The following is a 19,024-nucleotide window of genomic DNA, read 5'->3' on the forward strand; positions in this document are numbered from 1 at the left end:
CACGCAGCAAAAAGGGACGCGGAGCGTCCCGGGCGACATTCCCACGCAGAGCGTGGGAACGATCAAAAGACTGAGTTTCAGCACGTCACGTTTTCTACAGGAGTTTCGGGTGGACGATTACCAGCAGACGATACGCATGTTGTCCGATCGCATTGTGCTGGCGCAGACGCCGATCCGCGTGCTCGATGCGGTCAAGTGGGACGACAACGTGCGCAAGGGCTTCCTCAAGGCCAAAGGCAAGGAAATGCCGGCGGTGGATCGCGACTACTACCTCAACCGCCCGCTGTCGTTCGATTCGAGCCAGGTCAAACTGGAATTCCAGAACATCGAGCGTGACATCACCCGCCAGCTCGGCCAGTTCAACCCGGTCGGGCAGATCATGCGGCGCATGTGCAAGGAATACCGCATGGTGGTGCGCATGCTCGAAGCGCGCGGCACCGAGGACTTCGGCCTGATCTCGCAGGAGCTGTACGGCGCGGCGTCCGATGCCTTCCACGCCGGTGACCCGACCCTCGCCGACCTCGGCCTGATGATGTCCGACTACCTGAACAACATCGACGGGCGCGGCGATCTGAAGGACGAGCCGAAAATCCTCACCGCCAAAGACGCGGTGCATCTGCTGCAAACCCGACTGAACAAGGTATTCGGTGAGGCCGAAGAAACCATTCGCGTGTTCGAATCCGACGGCATCGTCGCGGATGCCGCCGCAGGCGCTGACTACATCAAGATCCGCACCGACGCGCTGTTCAACGACCGCGACGTCCGTGCATTGGAAGTCCACGAAGGCCTGGTGCACGTCGGCACCACACTCAATGGCTTGAATCAGCCGATCTGCACCTTCCTGTCGAAAGGCCCGCCTTCGTCGACGGTGACCCAGGAAGGCCTGGCGATCCTGATGGAAATCATCACCTTCGCCTCTTACCCGAGTCGCCTGCGCAAACTGACTAACCGCACCCGTGCGATTCATATGGTCGAGGAGGGCGCGGACTTTTTGCAGATCTACGAATTTTTCCGCGAGCAGGGTTTCGAGATGGCCGAAAGCTACGGCAATGCCAGCCGGGTGTTCCGTGGCTCGACGCCGACCGGTCTGCCATTCACCAAAGACTTGTCCTACCTCAAGGGCTTCATCATGGTTTACAACTACATTCAGTTGGCCGTGCGCAAGGGCAAGCTCGAGCAGATTCCGCTGTTGTTCTGTGGCAAGACCACACTGGAAGACATGCGGACCTTGCGCCAACTGGTGGACGAAGGACTGGTGGTGCCGCCGAAATATCTGCCGGACCAGTTCCGGGACTTGAATGCGTTGTCGGCGTGGATGTGTTTCTCCAACTTCCTCAACCATTTGAGCCTGGACCGGATTGAGGCGGATTACTCCAATATCCTCTAGACCCACCACCGAACCCCTTGTGGGAGCGAGCCTGCTCGCGAATGCGATTTCACCTTCAACATTGATGTCGGCTGATACACCGCTTTCGCGAGCAGGCTCGCTCCCACAGGTTTGATTTGTGTTCAGTTCTCTTCTTTGCGAGGTTTCACCGGATGAGAATCCTCGGCATCCTTTGCCTGCTCTTGACCCTCGGTGGTTGCAGTTCGCTGCTGTTCTACCCGGAACCGGGCCAGATCTTCACCCCGGACAAGGCCAAACTCGAATACCGCACCGTCACCCTGATCACCGCCGATGGCTTGAAGCTCAACGCCTGGTGGCTGCCGGCCAAACCTGGCGTCGAGGTCAAAGGCACGGTCCTGCATCTGCACGGCAACGGCGGCAATCTGCCGATGCATCTGGGCGGCAGCTGGTGGTTGCCGAAGAACGGCTATCAGGTCTTGTTGGTCGACTATCGCGGCTACGGTTTGTCCGAGGGCAAGCCGAGCCTGCCGGCGATCTACCAGGACATCGACGCCGCGTTCGCCTGGCTCGACAACGCGCCCGAGGTCAAAGGCAAACCGCTGGTGCTGCTCGGGCAGAGTCTGGGCGGCGCGATGTCGGTGCATTGGCTGGCGCAGCACCCGGAGCGGCAAAAACAACTCAAGGCCCTGGTACTGGATGGCGTGCCGGCCAGTTATCGCAGTGTCGGCCAATTCGCCCTCAGCACTTCGTGGCTGACCTGGCCATTGCAAGTGCCGCTGTCGTGGTTGGTGCCGGACGGCGACAGCGCAATCAACTCGATGGCGCAGCTGACCGGCGTGCCGAAGCTGATCTTCCACAGCATCGACGATCCGCTGGTGCCGATGGCCAATGGCATTCGCCTGTATCAGGCAGCGCCGCCGCCGCGCGTGTTGCAGCTGACCCGTGGTGGTCATGTGCAGACCTTCGGCGACCCGGTGTGGCGTCAGGTCATGCTGCGCTATCTCGACGACCCCGAACACTTCGACGGCCTGCGCCGCCTCGGCGAAATCCCCAATTATCCGAAAGCCCCGAATTCTGAAGATGAGAGTCCGCAATGAGTGAAGAACGTAACGCCATCCCACTGATCATCACCGGTATCTGCAGCATCCTCGGCACCGTCGGGGCGCTGTGGTACTACGGCTACCTGCACTTTGCCAAGCCGGAGGATGCGTTGCTGCTCAGCGAATTCACCATGCTCAAGACCGTGCCGGGCGAGGACTACAAAGTCTCGCTGACACCTGCGCCGCAAGTGGCGCAGTGCATTGATGGCGTGCTGGTGCTGTTCGATACCGAACAGAAAGGCCTGACCGGGGTGCTGGTTAATGCGCAGAAGAAAGCTGTGCGTTGCATGGGTGAGGAAACTCCGCAGAAGCTTGAGCAGTAACCCCATCAAATGTGGGAGCGAGCCTGCTCGCGAATACGGTTTCACCTTCAACATTGATGTGAATGACACTCCGCTTTCGCGAGCAGGCTCGCTCCCACACGGAATCTCTGGTCGTGCATGAAAAAGCCCCGCCTGATCAAGTCAGGCGGGGCTTTTGCGTTACCGGGTGAAGCTTAGTTCGAGCTCACCGAAGAACGCGGTGCTACTGGCTGGTTGTCGTTGGAGATGGTCACTTCCACACGACGGTTCATCGCACGACCCGAAACGCTGCCGTTATCCGCTACCGGATATTCCTTGCCATAACCCTGGGCAACGATGCGCGAAGGATCGACGCCCATCTTGATCAGAGCCATCTGCACGGAAGTCGCGCGGCGCTCGGACAGCGACTGGTTGTAGCTCGCGGTGCCGGTGCTGTCGGTGTAACCCTCGACGATCACTTTGCGATCCGGGTTTTCCTGAAGGAATTGCGCCAGTTTGTTGATGTTCACCAGGCCGCTGGATTTCAGATCAGCCTTGTTGGTGGCGAACAGCACGTCACCGAAAGTCACCAGCGTACCGCGATCAGTCTGCTTGGCGTTGAGGCTGTCCTGCAGCTGTTTGATCTGCTGGTCACGGGCATCCAGACGGGCCTGGGCACGTTGGGCTGCGGCGTTTTTCAGGTTGTTTTCAGCGGTGCGCAGAGCGATTGTCTGCTTGGCCACTTCGACGCGCTGGTTGGTCAGGTAAGCCAGTTGGTCGACCTTGGCGGCGTCTTCCTTGTCCAGATAAGCCTTGTCGGCCTTGTCCAGGTAATCGCTGGCGTCTTTGGTTTCCAGTGCCGCGACTTTGCTCGCCTGTGGGTTGGCCTGCAGGCCGGCGTAGTTGGTGCGCGCCTGTTCCAGGTTCGGGTTAGGCGGGGTGGAGCAGGCAGCCAGTGCAACGCTTGCGGCCAGAAGAGCGGGAATCATCAGTTGCTTACGCATAATTTGTCGTCCTTTCTATCGGTAAGAGTTTCAGCTTTGCGGTCGGGATGCGCGCTTACTGCACAGTGCGCTGGCTTTCCTGACGCAGTTCCTGAACACCTTTCTGGGAATCCTTCACAGCCTGTTCGGCCTTGGCGGCCTGAGCCTTGCGTTCAGCGACGCGAGCGTCCCATTCAGCCTGTTCGGACAGGCGACGGGCCTCGTCATACTTCTTGTCGTGCATGGCGATTTCAGCTTGTTTCAGTTTGTCCTGAGCCTGCTTCATTTCCACCGCAGCGAATTCGGTACCGCCAGCGCTGACGGCGCTGTTGACGGCCGATTGAGTGACAGCGTACTGCTCGGTCGGAGGATTACCGGCGCAACCGGCCAGTACGAAGCTGGTGCCGATGGCCAGAGCGGCCAGTTTCAGACCGCGCAGGTGGGAAAACGAGGTTTGGGTTTTCATGGTCTTCAACTCCATTAGGCATCTCCTGAAAATACAACTGAATCCATCCTGGCAGAGGAGACGAAAGCATCGCTTGTAGACGCGAATTGAAACGCTCGTTCCAGGCGTGGTTACCTGTTCCGACCGGCGGCATTTTTGAAAAGTTCAGAAAAGATGGCCTATCGCCAAAAATTAAATTGACCGTTTGGACAAGGCTCTGGGACGGGAACTTTAGCGGTTTGGAGCGGTACGCGCGGGTGTAATTTGTCCGTTGATAAAACAATTTTCGAACTGGAATACAGCCTATGTGGGAGCGAGCCTGCTCGCGAATGAGATGTGTCAGTCAGCGCAAATGCTGAATGAAAATCCGCATTCGCGAGCAGGCTCGCTCCCACGGTTTTGATGTGTGTCGAATCAGTGCTTCTGCTTGTTCTCAGCCGAGGACAAATCATGCAGATGCCGTCGCGACAACGCCAGAAAACGCGGCGTCGGGCCGACATCCTCATACAACGGATCACCTTCCTCATCGGTCGCCACCACCGTTGAACCCTTCACGTACGGCAGGCTCGCCTCGAACTCCTCAAGCGCGGCGCCGATCAGTTCGCCGAGCAGTTCCTCGGGATGACGTTTGGGATACATCTCGGCAATTGCCGCCAGGCGCGCGGCGGCCTCGACGTCCAGATGAATCGTGTAGCCGGTGTCGGTCAGGCGACCTTTGGCGTTTTCTTCCCAATGCTGGGCGAGTTCACGAATTTTCATGATGACCTCATTTAGCGCCTGCTGATGGCAGGCCTGGGTGAGTGTCCGGCAGCGCCGGCGGCGGGCCGTCGTACGGCTTACTGTTGAGACTAGCTTTCGCCGGCAAGGTTTAAAGTCAATTCGTCGCCTGCTTGTAAGAAGCGGCGCAGAGCGGCACTCTCTGGCAAAGCATTCGTTTCTGCGCTGTCCCCGATTACCGCTGGAGAACTGCTGATGACCGATATTGATGCACGCTTGCGCGAAGATGTTCACCTGCTCGGAGAGCTGTTGGGCAACACCATTCGAGACCAGTACGGCGAGGCGTTCCTCGAAAAGATCGAGCAGATTCGCAAGGGCGCCAAGGCCGACCGGCGCGGCTCGATGGACGCTGAACTGAGCGCCAGCCTCAATCAATTGAGTGAAGACGAATTGCTTCCGGTCGCGCGGGCCTTCAACCAGTTTCTCAACCTGGCCAACATCGCCGAGCAATATCAGCTGATCCATCGCCGCGAGGAGTCGCAACCGGCGCCGTTCGAATCGCGGGTATTGCCGGAACTGCTCGCGCGCCTGCGCAGTGAAGGGCACAGCGCCGAATCTCTGGCCCGGCAGCTGGCGCGGCTGGAAATCGAACTGGTGCTGACCGCGCACCCGACCGAAGTGGCGCGACGCACGTTGATCCAGAAGTACGACGCGATCGCCGCGCAACTGGCGGCGCAGGACCATCGCGACCTGACCAGCGCCGAGCGCGAGCAGATCCAGAGCAAACTGCAACGGCTGATCGCCGAAGCCTGGCACACCGAAGAAATCCGCCGCACCCGCCCGACGCCGGTCGATGAAGCCAAATGGGGCTTTGCGGTGATCGAGCATTCGTTGTGGCAGGCGATCCCCAACCATATGCGCAAGGCCGATCAGGCGCTGTTCGCCGCCACGGGTCTGCGCTTGCCGCTGGAAGCCGCGCCGATCCGCTTCGCCTCATGGATGGGCGGCGACCGTGACGGCAATCCCAATGTCACCGCCGCCGTCACTCGTGAAGTCTTGCTGCTGGCGCGCTGGATGGCCGCTGACTTGTACCTGCGCGACGTCGATCATCTGGCTGCCGAACTGTCGATGCAGCAGGCCAGCAATGCGCTGAAGGCCAAGGCCGGCGACAGCGCCGAACCTTATCGCGCAGTGCTCAAACAATTGCGCGAACGCCTGCGCGCCACACGCAACTGGGCGCACGCTGCATTGACCGCGCCGACCCCGGCAACCGCCGATGTGCTGCACGACAATCGCGACCTGCTCGAGCCTTTGCAGTTGTGTTTCAACTCGCTGCACGAGTGCGGCATGGGCGTCATCGCCGACGGGCCGTTGCTCGATTGCCTGCGTCGGGCGGTGACGTTCGGCCTGTTTCTGGTGCGCCTCGATGTGCGTCAGGATTCGACCCGGCACAGCTCGGCAATGACCGAAATCACCGATTACCTCGGCCTCGGCCGCTACGAAGATTGGGATGAAGAACAGCGCATCAACTTCCTCACCGAGGAGCTGAGCAACCGTCGACCGTTGCTGCCCGCGCATTTCAAACCATCGGCGGACACCGCCGAAGTGCTCAACACCTGCAAGGAAATCGCCGCCGCGCCCGCTGCGTCGCTGGGCTCCTACGTGATCTCCATGGCCGGCGCCGCTTCCGACGTGCTCGCGGTGCAACTGCTGCTCAAGGAATCCGGCGTACTGCGGCCGATGCGCGTGGTGCCGCTGTTCGAAACCCTCGCCGACCTCGACAACGCCGGACCGGTGATGGAACGTCTGCTGCTATTGCCGGGCTATCGCGCGCGTTTGCATGGCCCGCAGGAAGTGATGATCGGCTATTCCGACTCGGCCAAGGACGCCGGCACCACTGCTGCGGCGTGGGCGCAATATCGCGCGCAGGAGCGCCTGGTGGAAATCTGCCGTGAGCAGCAAGTCGAACTGCTGCTGTTCCACGGTCGTGGCGGCACCGTTGGCCGTGGCGGCGGTCCGGCGCATGCGGCGATTCTGTCGCAACCACCGGGTTCGGTGGCCGGGCGTTTCCGGACTACCGAACAGGGCGAAATGATTCGTTTCAAATTCGGCCTGCCGGACATCGCCGAGCAAAACCTCAATCTGTATCTGGCCGCCGTGCTCGAAGCGACCTTGTTGCCACCACCGCCGCCGACTCCGGAATGGCGCCATCTGATGGACGAATTGGCGGCGGACGGTGTCAGCGCTTACCGCCAGGTGGTGCGGGAAAATCCGCAATTCGTTGAGTACTTCCGTCAGTCGACCCCAGAGCAGGAGCTGGGACGTTTGCCGCTCGGCAGTCGCCCGGCCAAACGCCGTGCCGGCGGTATCGAAAGCCTGCGGGCGATCCCGTGGATCTTCGGCTGGACCCAAACGCGACTGATGCTGCCGGCCTGGCTGGGTTGGGAGACTGCGCTGAGCAAAGCGCTGGAGCGCGGCGAAGGTGAGTTGCTGGGGCAGATGCGCGAACAGTGGCCGTTCTTCCGCACTCGTATCGACATGCTGGAAATGGTTCTGGCCAAGGCCGACGCGGATATCGCGCAGTCCTATGACGAACGTTTGGTCGAAGCCGATCTGCTGCCGTTGGGCGCGCAGTTACGCGACCTATTGTCGCAGGCGTGCACCGTCGTGCTCGGTCTGACCGGGCAGTCCCAACTGCTGGCGCACAGCCCGGACACCCTCGAATTCATCCGCTTGCGCAACACCTACCTCGACCCGCTGCATCTATTGCAGGCCGAGCTGTTGGCGCGTTCGCGGCAGCAGGATGTCGAGCAGGGCAGCCCGGTGGAACAGGCGCTGCTGGTGTCTGTAGCAGGGATTGCCGCCGGATTGCGCAATACCGGCTAAGGTTGCTGAGCACCTCTGGCGGCGTTCGCGACAAGGGTCGGATGCCGCTTCTCCTGGCGTAGGAAAGTGCCGCGAAGCGACAGTTATTGATGGGGTTGCGACTTGGGTTACCGCGTCGCGAGGTCACGGCGGGCGTCGGTTTCTCCGACTTTTGGCGTCTTGTGTGGGCGCAGCCTGCTGTGTATCTTGATCAGCCTTTGGCCGTTTGTGCGGCCACGACCCGTATTTTCAGGATCCGCCTGTTACGAGCGAATCCTTTGTTTTGTAAAGCTTTTATATAAAAAATTGAGGAGCACATCGATGCGCGTCATTCTGCTGGGAGCTCCCGGGGCCGGTAAAGGTACTCAGGCAAAGTTCATCACCGAGAAATTCGGCATTCCGCAAATCTCCACCGGCGACATGCTGCGCGCTGCGGTCAAGGCTGGCACTCCACTGGGCGTGCAAGCCAAGAGCATCATGGATGCCGGCGGCCTGGTGTCGGATGACCTGATCATCGCGCTGGTCAAGGACCGCATCGCTCAACCTGATTGCGCCAAAGGTTTCCTGTTCGACGGCTTCCCGCGCACCATTCCGCAGGCTGAAGCGCTGGTCACTGCCGGCGTCGAGCTGGACGCTGTGGTTGAAATCGCTGTTGAAGACGAAGAAATCGTCCAGCGCATCGCCGGTCGCCGTGTTCACGAAGCCAGCGGCCGCGTTTACCACATCGTCTACAACCCGCCGAAACTGGCTGGCAAGGACGACATCACCGGCGAAGAGCTGGTGCAGCGCAAGGACGACACCGAAGAAACCGTGCGTCATCGCCTGTCGGTCTACCATTCGCAGACCAAACCGCTGGTGGATTTCTATAAGAACCTTTCCGCCAGCAACGGCGGCAAGCCAAAGTACAGCCACATCGAAGGCGTGGGTTCGGTCGATGCAATCACCGCCAAGGTGTTGGCCGCGCTGAGCTGAAAAGTCTGATCGGCTGCATCATCCACGGCCCGCTTGCGGGCCGTAGTTGTTTATACTGACGCACTTTTTTCCCCACCCCTGTTTTGGAAACATCGATGAGCACCTTGCTGGCCCTGGACACCGCGACTGAAGCTTGCTCCGTTGCCTTGCTGCATGACGGCAAGGTCACGAGCCATTACGAGGTGATCCCGCGTCTGCATGCGCAGAAGCTGCTGCCGATGATCCAGCAATTGCTCGCCGATGCGGGCACCACGTTGCAAGCTGTCGACGCAATTGCCTTCGGCCGTGGCCCGGGCGCGTTCACCGGTGTGCGCATTGCCATCGGTGTGGTGCAGGGTTTGGCCTTTGCTCTGGATCGTCCGGTATTGCCGGTATCCAACCTTGCCGTGCTGGCGCAGCGTGCCTTTCGTGAGCAGGGTGTAAGCCAGGTCGCGGCTGCGATCGATGCGCGGATGGACGAAGTGTATTGGGGCTGCTATCGCGAGACGGCGGGGGAGATGCGTCTGGTTGGTGCCGAAGCGGTGTTGCCGCCGGAGGTGGCTGCGCTACCGGCCGGTGCCACAGGTGACTGGTTCGGTGCCGGTACCGGTTGGGGCTACGGCGAGCGCATTGCGGTCAATCTGAGCGGCTCCGACGCCGGCATGCTGCCCCACGCCGAAGACCTGTTGACCCTGGCGCGTTTCGCCTGGGAGCGCGGTGAGGCGATCCCGGCAGATGACGCCCAGCCGGTCTACCTGCGCGATAAAGTAGCCACCCCGAAAGCCCGATGATTCGACAGTTTCTCCTGTAGGAGCGAGCCTGCTCGCGAAGGCTTCTGGTCAGTCAATGCATGTGTTGAATGTGCTGGACCCTTCGCGAGCAGGCTCGCTCCCACAGGTTCGCTGGTCACATACAAATATCGCCAATCGTCAGTTTCTGCCCCCTCGCTTAAAACCTTTTGCGCTTTATGTGTTCTAGTTATCACTCGGCAGTTTGCTAAGTCGGTCAAGTGCCGCTAAATTGCCATCATCGATACCGAGCATGACATTATGCGTATAGACGGCGTTTCCACTCAGTCCTACCCCATCAAGCGCAAGCCGCGTAAAGGCAATGCGGCGCTGGATGAGTCCGTCGAGATTATCGATGGCGAGCTGGAATTTCCGAGCGAGGAGCAACTGGCTGCTCGCGCCGCGCAAGCCACCGCGCAACGCCTGAGCAACCTGCCTGCCCGTCAACAAGACATGATCTACCACCGCGCGATGAAGAAGAGCGTAGCCATGGCTCTGGCCAGCTACCTGAGCACCGCCGGTTTTGTCGATTGGGACGCAGACGTGCTGGGCCTCGATCTGTATATCTGATGGATCTGCCTTACTACCTCGGTTGCCCGTCCTGGAGCGAAAATGCCTGGCGCGAGTATCTGTATCCGGTAGACGCAAAAACCTCCGACTTTCTCGCTCTCTACTGCCAGGTGTTCAACGCCGTCGAAGGCAACACCACCTTCTACGCCAGTCCATCGCCGGCTACCGTCCAGCGCTGGGCCGAGATCATGCCGGCACACTTTCGCTTCACTGCCAAATTCCCCGGCGACATCAGCCACAGCGGCGACTTGCGTGAGCAACTGACCGCTGCCGAAACCTTCCTGCAATTACTCAAGCCGTTAGGCGAACGTGTTTCGCCGCTGTGGCTGCAACTGTCGAAAAGCTTCACGCCGCAGCGTCTGCCGGAGCTCGCGGCGTTTATCGATGCACTGGATTGCCCGCTTGCGGTCGAGGTGCGCAATGAACAGTTCTTCGCCAAGGGCGAGAGCGAGCGTCTGCTCAATCGTCTGTTGCTGGATCGCGGTGTCGAGCGCATCTGTCTCGACCCGCGCGCGCTGTTCAGCTGCTTGTCGACCGAGTCCTCGGTGATCCACGCGCAGTCAAAAAAACCGCGTGTACCGACGCGTCCGGCGGCGTTCACGCAGTTTCCACAGGTGCGTTTCATCGGCCATCCCGAGCTTGAGGCCAACGATGCGTTTCTTGTGCCGTGGGTGGCGAAAGTCGCTGAATGGATCGAAGAGGGCCGCACGCCCTACGTCTTTCTGCATACCGCCGACAACCTGTTGGCAGCGAAACTGGCGCAACGTTTTCACGCACAACTGATGCAACGTTTGCCTGGCTTGCCCGCGCTGCCTGAGCTATACAGAGAACCCGCCGCCGAGCAGCTTGGCTTGCTCTGAGGCGGGTTTTTTCTGCCCGGGAGCCCGTCGATGAACGTCCAAGTCAGTCAGCAGCAACTCCTCAAAGCCCAAGCCTTCAAGGCCCTGCATGATCGCCAGAGGATCTTCGTCATCCCCAATCCGTGGGATGCCGGCTCGGCGAAGATGCTCGCCAGTCTTGGTTATCAGGCCTTGGCCACCACCAGCGCCGGTTACGCGTTTTCCCAGGGCAAGGCTGATGGCGCACTGAGTCTCGACGAGACCTTGGCCAATGTCCGCGCGATTGTCGCGGCGACGGATCTGCCGGTGGCGGTGGATCTGGAAAACGGCTTTGCCGATGATCCGCTGGAGTCTGCGCAGAGTCTTCTCCGTGCCGCCGAGGCGGGCGCGGTGGGCGGGTCGATCGAGGACGCTACGGGACGTCCGGACGCGCCGATCTATTGCTTCGAACACGCCGTCGCACGGATTGAAGCCGCCGTCGCGGCGGTGCGCACCCTGCCGTTTCCCTTCATCCTCACGGCTCGCGCGGAAAATTACCTGCACGGTAATCCCGATCTCGACGACACCATTCGCCGTTTGCAGGCATTTGCCGCGGCGGGTGCCGACGTGCTCTATGCGCCGGGTTTGCGCAGCGCCGAAGAAGTGCTGGCAGTGGTGCGAGCCGTGGCGCCGAAGCCGATCAACGTTTTGATGTCTGGCGGTTTGAAACTGACCGTGCAACAGCTCGAGGAACTGGGCGTACGCCGCATCAGCACCGGCTCGGCACTGGCGCTGGCGGCGTTCGGCGAGCTCTTCCGCGCTGCTGAAGAAATCCAGCAATCCGGCACCTTTGGTTTCACGTCACAGTCGATGCCGTACGCCAAGGCCAATCAATTCTTCAAGGACTGAGCATGGGACGTTGGCTGTTCTGGGGGGTGTTGCTCGCGATGGGTGGCGCAGCGGTGAGTGTCTGGCGCGGCTGGCTGGAGGTGCCGCCGCAGTGGAACCCGTGGGCGCCATTGGACATAAAAGCCGCGCCCAACTGGCTGACCGGTTACAAACTCATGCGCCTGCGCAGTGATCCCGAGCTTTGCGCACAGGCGCTGAGCAGCTCGGATCTGCGCGTCAGCCCCCAGGCCGACAGCCCGGGCGCCAAGTGTCCGCTGATCGCTGCTCTGCGGGTGCAGGGCGGTGAAGTGGCGCTGAGCAGCAGTTTCATCGCCAGTTGCCCGCTGGCGGTGGCCTACGCAATGTTTGAACACCACACCCTGCAACCGGCGGCGCAATCGCTTTATGGACAGAAAGTGGCGCGGGTCGATCACCTCGGCAGCTTCGCCTGTCGCAATGTCTACAACCGTGAGAGCGGCGCTCTCAGCCGACATGCGAGTGCCGACGCGCTGGACATCGCTGGTTTCCGCCTGGCTGACGGACGCACGATCAGCGTGCTCAAGGATTGGCCCAAGCAGAATCAGGACGCAGAGTTTCTGCGCCAGCTGCGTGACGGCGCCTGCGAGTCATTCAGTGTGGTGTTGAGCCCGGATTACAACGCCGCTCATCGCAATCACTTTCATGTCGATGTCGGGCGCTGGAGCGTGTGTCGCTGAGGATCAGGCGGCGAGGCGCAGGTTCTGCAGAACGATCGGGCGCGCCCAGCCATTATCGAAGTCCAGGGCTTTCTGTTGCTCGACGATTTCTTCCGGCGGGAACGGCGGGTAAGGCTTCTGCAGCAAGTCCAGGTCGAACTCGGCGATCGGCAGGTACAACGGACGTTTCTGCGGAGCAGGGCCTGGCTCCGGCACTGGCTGGCCATTGTTGATCACAATCGGGCGTACCCAGCTGCTGTCGAAATCCTGTTGCTCTTGCTGGGCTTTGAGTTCTTCTGGCGGGAACGGTGGGAACGGCTTGTCCAGCAGCTCCATTTCGAACTCGGCGATCGGCAGGAACAGTGGCTCTGGCGGGCGAACCTGGGTTTCGACCACATCGCACTCACGCTGGCTGACGATGTGCGCGTGCAGCTCGCTGCCAACGGTTGGTTCTTCCGGGCTGTTCAGGTCAACCGGTGGAAACGTGCCACAGGCAGGCACCACTTCACTCGTCTGTTCGGCCAGGGCCTGGGCAAAGAAATCCTGCCACAGGTGACTGACGCCGCTCAGTGCTTGAGTGTTATGACGGCTGAAGTCGCCATGGGGCGAAACGTAGCCAATCGATGTGGGAAGAATGCCTGACATTTTTTTCGGTTGACGCTCAGCTCTGGCAAAATGCGCGTTGAATGGTTTATCGGCGGTTTTTGTCGATCCTTAACTTTTTTGAGCGTTTTTTCATGATCGAGTCACCCGCGGCCTGCCGCATCCATGTCCAGGCCCTCGCCCCAGCGTTTCAAACGCAAGCCGCACACTGGGCCGAACGTCTCGGCCTGCCGCTCGGCGAGGCCGACGGTGAGTTCGCCTTGCAGGTCGGCGAGCAGGGTTTGCAGTTGCAGCAGCTTGGCCCGGACGCCCCGGGGCCGGTGCGGGTCGACTTTGTCGAGGGCGGTGCGGCTCATCGTCGTTTGTATGGCGGCGGCAGCGGGCAGATGATCGCTAAAGCGGTCGGCATCGCCCAAGGCGTGCGCCCGCGCGTCCTCGATGCCACGGCGGGGCTGGGCAAGGACGCGTTTGTGTTGGCCAGTCTCGGTTGTGAAATGAGCCTGATCGAGCGCCAGCCGCTGATCGGCGCACTGCTTGAGGACGGCTTGGCCCGGGCGGCAGAAGATTTCGATGTAGCGCCGATCGTGGCGCGGATGAAATTGCTCAAGGGCAACTCCATCGAAGTGATGCGCAGTTGGGAAGGGGAGGCGCCGCAGGTGATCTACCTCGATCCGATGTTCCCGCATCGCGAGAAAACCGCGCTGGTGAAAAAGGAAATGCGCCTGTTCCGCCCGCTGGTTGGCGATGACCCGGATGCCCCGGCCTTGCTTGAAGCCGCGCTGGCGCTGGCCACGCACCGGGTGGTGGTCAAGCGCCCGCGCAAGGCACCGTGCATCGAAGGGCCGAAACCGAGCCATGCGCTGGATGGCAAATCGAGCCGGTATGACATTTATCCGAAGAAAGCGCTGAAGCCTTAGAAGCAGCTGCAAGCTGCAAGCTGCAAGCTGCAAGCCAGAGCCAAGTCACTGCTTTTGCTTTTTCTTGCAGCTTGTAGCTAGAAGCTCGCAGCTGCTCCTCCCCCATAGGCCCTGATAAACAACCCCACCACCTCGCGCACATGCCGTTCCGCTGCTTCTCCAGTCAGCGGCTCGCCGCAGCCGTACAACAAACGAAAATTTCCCGCCCCTTTGATCAGGCAGAAGAAGTGCTCGGCGGCGTTGCGTGGCTGGTCGATGCTCAGCGCGCCGGTTGCATGGATTTTCGCCAGGAGACCTTCCATGCCGTTGACCACGCGCTCTGGGCCGGCCTCGAAGAAGATCAGCGACAGCTTCGGGTCCTGACTGCCCAGCGCCATGATCAGACGATGCAGGTTTACCGATTCATCGCTGTTGATCAGGTGGTGGAAGCCTCGGGCAATGTTCAGCAATACATTTTCCACCGGGATGCCGTCCGGCAATTCGAAGAACAGCGGTGGCAATTGTTCCTCGCATTTGGCGACGACGGCGGCGGAGAACAGCGTCTCCTTGTCATTGAAATGGCTGTAGACCGTCAGCTTCGACACGCCGGCCTCGCTGGCCACCGCGTCCATGCTGGTGTTGGCGTAGCCATGGCAGAGAAACAGGGTTTTCGCCGCATCCAGGATCGCTTGGCGTTTGGCCAGATCCTTGGGGCGGCCCGGGCCGTTTGGAGCTGAAAGATTGTTCGACATTCTTCGCTTTTAATACTGGACTGGTGAGTTTGCTATTAATACCATACCCGCCAGTATAAATATTCCAAGCCTCATTCGCGAAAGGTCCGTCACCATGTTCCGCCATGCGTTGTCCTTTGCCGTGCCAGTCAGTCTGGCGTTCCTGTTATCGGCGTGCGGTCAGGAAGAGGTGACCAAAGTCACCGTACGCCCGGCCATGGTGGTACAGCCCGAGCCTTCGGCGCAGGCGATGGAGAGTTATCCGGGCGAGGTGCGAGCCCGCTATGAGCCTGATCTGGCGTTCCGCATTGGCGGCAAAGTCAGCCGACGACTGGTCGACGAAGGCCAGCGCGTCAAAGCCGATCAGCCGTTGGCCGAACTCGATCCGCAGGATGTGCGCCTGCAACTGGAAGCCACCCGCGCGCAGGTCGCCGCCGCCGAGGCCAATCTGAATCTGGTGCGCGCCGAGCGCGATCGCTATAGAACCCTGATGGATCGGCAGATGGTCAGCCGCTCGGCCTACGACAACGCCGAAAATCTATATCGCTCCGGCGAAGCCCGCCTTAAACAAATCAAAGCCGAATTCAACGTTTCGACCAACCAGGCCAGTTACGCGGTGCTGCGTGCGCCGCAGGATGGTGTGGTGGCCAAGCGTTCGGTGGAAGTCGGTCAGGTGGTCGCTGCCGGGCAAACCGTGTTCACCCTCGCCACCGATGGTGAGCGCGAAGTGTTGATCAGCCTCCCGGAGCAAAGCTTCGGCCGCTTCAAGGTCGGTCAACCGGTTACCGTGGAATTGTGGGCACAGCAGAATCAACGCTTCGCCGGGCAGATCCGCGAGTTGTCGCCGTCCGCCGATCCGCGTTCGCGCACTTTTGCTGCGCGTATCTCGTTCACCAGCGGCAAAGTCCCGGCTGAACTGGGGCAGAGCGCCCGGGTGTTCGTGCAAGCGGCTGACAGTGTCTCGCTGTCCATACCGCTTTCCGCGCTGACCGCTGAAAACGGCGCGACCTACGTCTGGGTGGTCAACGGCAACAACACGTTGAAGAAAACTCCGGTACGGGTCGGTCCGTTCGGCGAGAAAAGCGTGGCGGTGCTCGAAGGCCTGAATGCCAGCGACTGGGTGGTGGCTGCCGGCGTTCACGTATTGCTCGACGGCCAGCAGGTGCGACCAGTGGATCGCTCCAATCGTGTGGTCAATCTGGCGAACAAGGAGTAAGTCCCGATGCGCTTCAACCTCTCCGAATGGGCGTTGCGTAATCGCCAGATCGTACTGTTTCTGATGCTTTTGCTCGCCGTTGTCGGCGCGTTGTCCTACACCAAACTCGGCCAGAGTGAAGACCCGCCGTTCACGTTCAAGGCGATGGTCATTCAGACCCGCTGGCCCGGTGCGACCGCGCAGGAAGTCTCGCGCCAGGTCACTGAACGTATCGAAAAGAAGCTGATGGAAACCGGCGAGTACGAACGCATCATGTCGTTCTCCCGCCCCGGTGAATCGCAGGTCACCTTCATCGCCCGCGACTCGATGCACTCCAAGCAGATCCCTGATCTCTGGTACCAGTTGCGCAAGAAGGTCGGCGACATTCGCCAGACTTTGCCGCCGGGAATTCAGGGGCCGTTCTTCAACGATGAGTTCGGCACCACCTTCGGCAATATCTATGCGTTGACCGGCGACGGTTTCGACTACGCCGTGCTCAAGGATTACGCCGACCGCATCCAGATTCAGCTGCAGCGGGTCAAGGACGTCGGCAAGGTCGAACTGCTTGGGTTGCAGGACGAGAAAATCTGGGTCGAGCTGTCCAACGTCAAACTCGCCACTCTTGGCTTGCCGCTGGCGGCGGTGCAGCAGGCGCTGGAGGAACAGAACGCGGTATCCACGGCGGGGTTCTTCGAAACCGGCAGCGAGCGCTTGCAGCTACGCGTCTCGGGGAATTTTCAGACAGTCGATGAGATAAAGAACTTTCCGATCCGCGTCGCCGATCGTACGTTCCGCATCTCCGATATCGCCGATGTGCGTCGCGGTTTCAGCGACCCACCGGCGCCGCGCATGCGTTTCATGGGCGACGACGCGATCGGTCTGGCCGTGGCGATGAAGGACGGCGGCGACATTCTGGTGCTGGGCAAGGCACTGGAGGGCGAGTTTTCGCGCATTCAGAAAAACCTTCCGGCCGGCATGCAGCTGCGCAAGGTGTCCGATCAGCCGGCAGCGGTAAAAACCGGCGTCGGCGAGTTCGTTCAGGTGTTGGTCGAAGCGCTGGCGATCGTCTTGCTGGTGAGCTTCTTTTCCCTCGGTGTGCGCACCGGCATGGTCGTCGCGCTGACCATTCCGCTGGTGCTGGCGATGACCTTCGCTTGCATGTATTACCTCGGCATCGGTCTGCACAAGATTTCCCTCGGTGCGCTGGTGCTGGCGCTGGGGCTTCTGGTGGACGACGCGATCATTGCCGTGGAAATGATGGCAATCAAAATGGAGCAGGGCTTCGATCGCATTCGCGCGGCGAGTTACGCCTGGACCAGCACCGCATTCCCGATGCTTACCGGCACGCTGATCACCGCCGCCGGCTTCCTGCCGATTGCCACTGCGCAGTCTGGCACCGGCGAATACACCCGCTCGATTTTCCAGGTAGTGACCATTGCCTTGCTCGCCTCATGGGTCGCGGCGGTGATGTTCGTGCCGTATCTGGGGGAAAAACTCCTGCCGGATCTGGCGAAAATTCACGCGGCAAAACACGGCACTGGCGATGGTCAACCGGATCCGTATGCCACGCCGTTCTATCAGCGCGTCCGGCGTCTGGTGGAGTGGTGCGTGGCCCATCGCAAGACGGTGATCGTGCTCACCGTGGGCCTGTTTATCGCCTCGGTGATGTTGTTCCGTTTCGTCCCGCAGCAGTTCTTCCCGGCTTCGAACCGGCTGGAGTTGATGGTCGACCTGAAACTGGCCGAAGGTGTTTCGCTGGCCAACACCACCAGTGAAGTCAAACGCCTCGAAGCGCTGCTCAAGGAGCACGCCGGCATCGACAATTATGTGGCCTATGTCGGCACCGGTTCGCCACGCTTTTATCTGCCGCTGGATCAGCAACTGCCGGCGGCGAGTTTTGCTCAGTTCGTGGTGTTGGCAAAAACCATCGAAGAGCGTGAAGCGCTGCGCAGCTGGTTGATCGAAACCCTCAACGAACAGTTCCCGGCCCTGCGTTCGCGGGTCACCCGTTTGGAAAACGGCCCGCCGGTTGGCTATCCGGTGCAGTTCCGCGTCACGGGCGAGCACATCGAAGAAGTCCGTGCGTTGGCGCGCAAGGTGGCAGCAAAGGTTCGCGAGAATCCGCATGTGGTCAACGTGCATCTGGACTGGGAAGAACCGAGCAAAGTTGTTTATCTGAACATTGATCAGGATCGCGCCCGCGCCCTCGGTGTGAGCACCGCCAATCTGGCGAAATTCCTGCAGAGTTCGCTGGTCGGCTCGACCGTTAGCCAGTACCGCGAAGACAACGAGTTGATCGAGATTCTGCTGCGCGGCACCGTGCACGAGCGCACTGAGTTGTCGTTATTGCCGAGTCTCGCGGTGCCGACCGATAACGGCCGCAGTGTGGCGTTGTCGCAGATTGCCACGCTGGAATACGGCTTCGAGGAAGGCATCATCTGGCACCGCAATCGGCTGCCGAACGTGACCGTACGCGCGGACATTTATGGCAAGGAGCAACCGGCGACGCTGGTCAAGCAGATCATGCCGACGCTGGACCCGATTCGCGCCGAATTGCCTGATGGTTATCTTCTGGATGTCGGCGGCACGGTGGAGGACTCCGAGCGCGGGCAGAAGTCGGTGAATGCCGGGGTGCCGATGTTCATTGTCGTGGTGCTGACCTTGCTGATGGTGCAGTTGCGCAGTTTCTCGCGTACGGCGATGGTGTTTCTGACGGCGCCGTTGGGCTTGATCGGGGTGACGTTGTTTCTGATGGTGTTCCGCCAGCCGTTCGGGTTTGTGGCGATGCTCGGGACGATCGCGTTGTCCGGGATGATCATGCGCAATTCGGTGATTCTGGTCGATCAGATCGAGCAGGATATTGCATCGGGGCTCAGGCCCTGGCAGGCGATTATCGAGGCTACGGTGCGGCGCTTCAGGCCGATTGTGTTGACGGCGCTGGCGGCGGTACTGGCGATGATTCCGCTGTCGCGCAGTGTGTTTTTCGGGCCGATGGCGGTGGCGATCATGGGCGGGTTGATTGTTGCGACTGCGCTGACGCTGTTGTTTTTGCCGGCGTTGTATGCGGCCTGGTTCAGGGTTCGTCGGGAGGGTTGAGTTTCTTTGTCGTGGCGGCCTTCGGGCCGACCATGACTTGGGGTTTTGGGTGAG

Annotated in this window: 18 protein-coding genes; 13 read left to right on the top strand and 5 right to left on the bottom strand. The window is 60.6% G+C overall.

Going from position 1 to position 19,024, the window contains the following annotated elements; all coding sequences use genetic code 11:
- The first annotated feature begins 136 nt into the window (after positions 1-136).
- From J5M66_RS19910 to J5M66_RS19920, 3 genes are all read left to right on the top strand, one after another.
- Positions 137-1,387 (top strand): flavohemoglobin expression-modulating QEGLA motif protein, encoded by a 1,251-nt coding sequence (locus J5M66_RS19910; RefSeq protein WP_166554750.1) that lies wholly within the window; start codon positions 137-139, stop codon positions 1,385-1,387.
- Between the two features lie 152 nt (positions 1,388-1,539).
- Positions 1,540-2,445, top strand: coding sequence for an alpha/beta hydrolase (locus J5M66_RS19915; RefSeq protein WP_130901164.1), 906 nt, complete (start codon positions 1,540-1,542; stop codon positions 2,443-2,445).
- On the top strand, positions 2,442-2,771 hold the full coding sequence (locus tag J5M66_RS19920) for a hypothetical protein (RefSeq protein WP_207809022.1): 330 nt from the start codon (positions 2,442-2,444) through the stop codon (positions 2,769-2,771). The genes J5M66_RS19915 and J5M66_RS19920 overlap by 4 nt, the downstream gene beginning before the upstream one ends.
- A gap of 173 nt (positions 2,772-2,944) precedes the next feature.
- Here J5M66_RS19920 and J5M66_RS19925 read toward each other — a convergent pair whose 3' ends face one another.
- From J5M66_RS19925 to J5M66_RS19935, 3 genes are all read right to left on the bottom strand, one after another.
- A complete protein-coding gene (locus J5M66_RS19925; protein WP_024011746.1) occupies positions 2,945-3,733 on the bottom strand; it encodes an OmpA family protein in 789 nt (262 codons plus the stop codon).
- A gap of 55 nt (positions 3,734-3,788) precedes the next feature.
- A complete protein-coding gene (locus J5M66_RS19930) occupies positions 3,789-4,193 on the bottom strand; it encodes a DUF4398 domain-containing protein (protein ID WP_024011747.1) in 405 nt (134 codons plus the stop codon).
- Positions 4,194-4,571: 378 nt separating this feature from the next.
- On the bottom strand, positions 4,572-4,916 hold the full coding sequence (locus J5M66_RS19935; protein ID WP_016771500.1) for a hypothetical protein: 345 nt from the start codon (positions 4,914-4,916) through the stop codon (positions 4,572-4,574).
- A gap of 213 nt (positions 4,917-5,129) precedes the next feature.
- On the opposite strand from J5M66_RS19935, the gene ppc reads away from it, so the two are divergent.
- The 7 genes from ppc to J5M66_RS19970 all read left to right on the top strand — a co-directional run bounded on the left by ppc (position 5,130) and on the right by J5M66_RS19970 (position 12,470).
- Positions 5,130-7,760, top strand: a complete 2,631-nt coding sequence (gene ppc / locus J5M66_RS19940) for a phosphoenolpyruvate carboxylase (RefSeq protein WP_125927845.1) — start codon at positions 5,130-5,132, stop codon at positions 7,758-7,760.
- 300 nt (positions 7,761-8,060) lie between these two features.
- Positions 8,061-8,711, top strand: a complete 651-nt coding sequence (gene adk / locus J5M66_RS19945) for an adenylate kinase (RefSeq protein WP_123443066.1) — start codon at positions 8,061-8,063, stop codon at positions 8,709-8,711.
- Between the two features lie 95 nt (positions 8,712-8,806).
- A complete protein-coding gene (tsaB, locus tag J5M66_RS19950; protein ID WP_207809020.1) occupies positions 8,807-9,481 on the top strand; it encodes a tRNA (adenosine(37)-N6)-threonylcarbamoyltransferase complex dimerization subunit type 1 TsaB in 675 nt (224 codons plus the stop codon).
- A gap of 258 nt (positions 9,482-9,739) precedes the next feature.
- The gene (locus tag J5M66_RS19955; RefSeq protein WP_016771497.1) at positions 9,740-10,048 is read left to right on the top strand and encodes a hypothetical protein; all 309 of its coding nucleotides are present in this window, start codon (positions 9,740-9,742) and stop codon (positions 10,046-10,048) included.
- On the top strand, positions 10,048-10,908 hold the full coding sequence (locus J5M66_RS19960; RefSeq protein ID WP_024011753.1) for a DUF72 domain-containing protein: 861 nt from the start codon (positions 10,048-10,050) through the stop codon (positions 10,906-10,908). Before J5M66_RS19955 ends, J5M66_RS19960 begins: the two co-directional genes overlap by 1 nt.
- Before the next feature lie 30 nt (positions 10,909-10,938).
- Positions 10,939-11,775, top strand: a complete 837-nt coding sequence (locus tag J5M66_RS19965; protein ID WP_123443064.1) for an isocitrate lyase/phosphoenolpyruvate mutase family protein — start codon at positions 10,939-10,941, stop codon at positions 11,773-11,775.
- Between the two features lie 2 nt (positions 11,776-11,777).
- A complete protein-coding gene (locus tag J5M66_RS19970; RefSeq protein ID WP_123443063.1) occupies positions 11,778-12,470 on the top strand; it encodes an extensin family protein in 693 nt (230 codons plus the stop codon).
- A 3-nt stretch (positions 12,471-12,473) separates the two neighbouring features.
- Here the strand turns inward: J5M66_RS19970 and J5M66_RS19975 are convergent, their stop codons facing one another.
- Positions 12,474-13,094: a hypothetical protein gene (locus tag J5M66_RS19975; RefSeq protein ID WP_056783179.1), complete on the bottom strand. Its 621-nt coding sequence runs from the start codon at positions 13,092-13,094 to the stop codon at positions 12,474-12,476.
- 95 nt (positions 13,095-13,189) lie between these two features.
- On the opposite strand from J5M66_RS19975, the gene J5M66_RS19980 reads away from it, so the two are divergent.
- On the top strand, positions 13,190-13,969 hold the full coding sequence (locus J5M66_RS19980; RefSeq protein WP_178083765.1) for a class I SAM-dependent methyltransferase: 780 nt from the start codon (positions 13,190-13,192) through the stop codon (positions 13,967-13,969).
- 77 nt (positions 13,970-14,046) lie between these two features.
- On the opposite strand, the gene J5M66_RS19985 is transcribed toward J5M66_RS19980, so the two are convergent.
- Positions 14,047-14,700, bottom strand: a complete 654-nt coding sequence (locus J5M66_RS19985) for a TetR/AcrR family transcriptional regulator (RefSeq protein WP_207809017.1) — start codon at positions 14,698-14,700, stop codon at positions 14,047-14,049.
- Positions 14,701-14,794: 94 nt separating this feature from the next.
- Here J5M66_RS19985 and J5M66_RS19990 point away from each other — a divergent pair, with 94 nt between their 5' ends.
- Together J5M66_RS19990 and J5M66_RS19995 are read left to right on the top strand one after the other, a co-directional pair.
- Entirely contained in the window at positions 14,795-15,895 is a 1,101-nt protein-coding gene (locus tag J5M66_RS19990) for an efflux RND transporter periplasmic adaptor subunit (RefSeq protein ID WP_207809015.1), read from the top strand.
- A gap of 6 nt (positions 15,896-15,901) precedes the next feature.
- A complete protein-coding gene (locus J5M66_RS19995; protein ID WP_207809013.1) occupies positions 15,902-18,970 on the top strand; it encodes an efflux RND transporter permease subunit in 3,069 nt (1,022 codons plus the stop codon).
- The last annotated feature ends 54 nt before the right edge of the window (positions 18,971-19,024 follow it).

The sequence above is a fragment of the Pseudomonas sp. 67(2021) genome (assembly GCF_017491835.1).
GTDB classification, from domain to species: domain Bacteria; phylum Pseudomonadota; class Gammaproteobacteria; order Pseudomonadales; family Pseudomonadaceae; genus Aquipseudomonas; species Aquipseudomonas atacamensis.

Coding starts and splice junctions, on each gene's coding strand:
- J5M66_RS19975 (WP_056783179.1), bottom strand. CDS start 13,094: ATGTCAGGCATTCTTCCCACATCGATTGGCTACGTTTCGCCCCATGGC.
- J5M66_RS19935 (WP_016771500.1), bottom strand. CDS start 4,916: ATGAAAATTCGTGAACTCGCCCAGCATTGGGAAGAAAACGCCAAAGGT.
- J5M66_RS19925 (WP_024011746.1), bottom strand. CDS start 3,733: ATGCGTAAGCAACTGATGATTCCCGCTCTTCTGGCCGCAAGCGTTGCA.
- J5M66_RS19965 (WP_123443064.1), top strand. CDS start 10,939: ATGAACGTCCAAGTCAGTCAGCAGCAACTCCTCAAAGCCCAAGCCTTC.
- J5M66_RS19920 (WP_207809022.1), top strand. CDS start 2,442: ATGAGTGAAGAACGTAACGCCATCCCACTGATCATCACCGGTATCTGC.
- ppc (WP_125927845.1), top strand. CDS start 5,130: ATGACCGATATTGATGCACGCTTGCGCGAAGATGTTCACCTGCTCGGA.
- J5M66_RS19960 (WP_024011753.1), top strand. CDS start 10,048: ATGGATCTGCCTTACTACCTCGGTTGCCCGTCCTGGAGCGAAAATGCC.
- tsaB (WP_207809020.1), top strand. CDS start 8,807: ATGAGCACCTTGCTGGCCCTGGACACCGCGACTGAAGCTTGCTCCGTT.
- J5M66_RS19990 (WP_207809015.1), top strand. CDS start 14,795: ATGTTCCGCCATGCGTTGTCCTTTGCCGTGCCAGTCAGTCTGGCGTTC.
- adk (WP_123443066.1), top strand. CDS start 8,061: ATGCGCGTCATTCTGCTGGGAGCTCCCGGGGCCGGTAAAGGTACTCAG.
- J5M66_RS19930 (WP_024011747.1), bottom strand. CDS start 4,193: ATGGAGTTGAAGACCATGAAAACCCAAACCTCGTTTTCCCACCTGCGC.
- J5M66_RS19910 (WP_166554750.1), top strand. CDS start 137: ATGTTGTCCGATCGCATTGTGCTGGCGCAGACGCCGATCCGCGTGCTC.
- J5M66_RS19955 (WP_016771497.1), top strand. CDS start 9,740: ATGCGTATAGACGGCGTTTCCACTCAGTCCTACCCCATCAAGCGCAAG.
- J5M66_RS19915 (WP_130901164.1), top strand. CDS start 1,540: ATGAGAATCCTCGGCATCCTTTGCCTGCTCTTGACCCTCGGTGGTTGC.
- J5M66_RS19995 (WP_207809013.1), top strand. CDS start 15,902: ATGCGCTTCAACCTCTCCGAATGGGCGTTGCGTAATCGCCAGATCGTA.
- J5M66_RS19985 (WP_207809017.1), bottom strand. CDS start 14,700: ATGTCGAACAATCTTTCAGCTCCAAACGGCCCGGGCCGCCCCAAGGAT.
- J5M66_RS19970 (WP_123443063.1), top strand. CDS start 11,778: ATGGGACGTTGGCTGTTCTGGGGGGTGTTGCTCGCGATGGGTGGCGCA.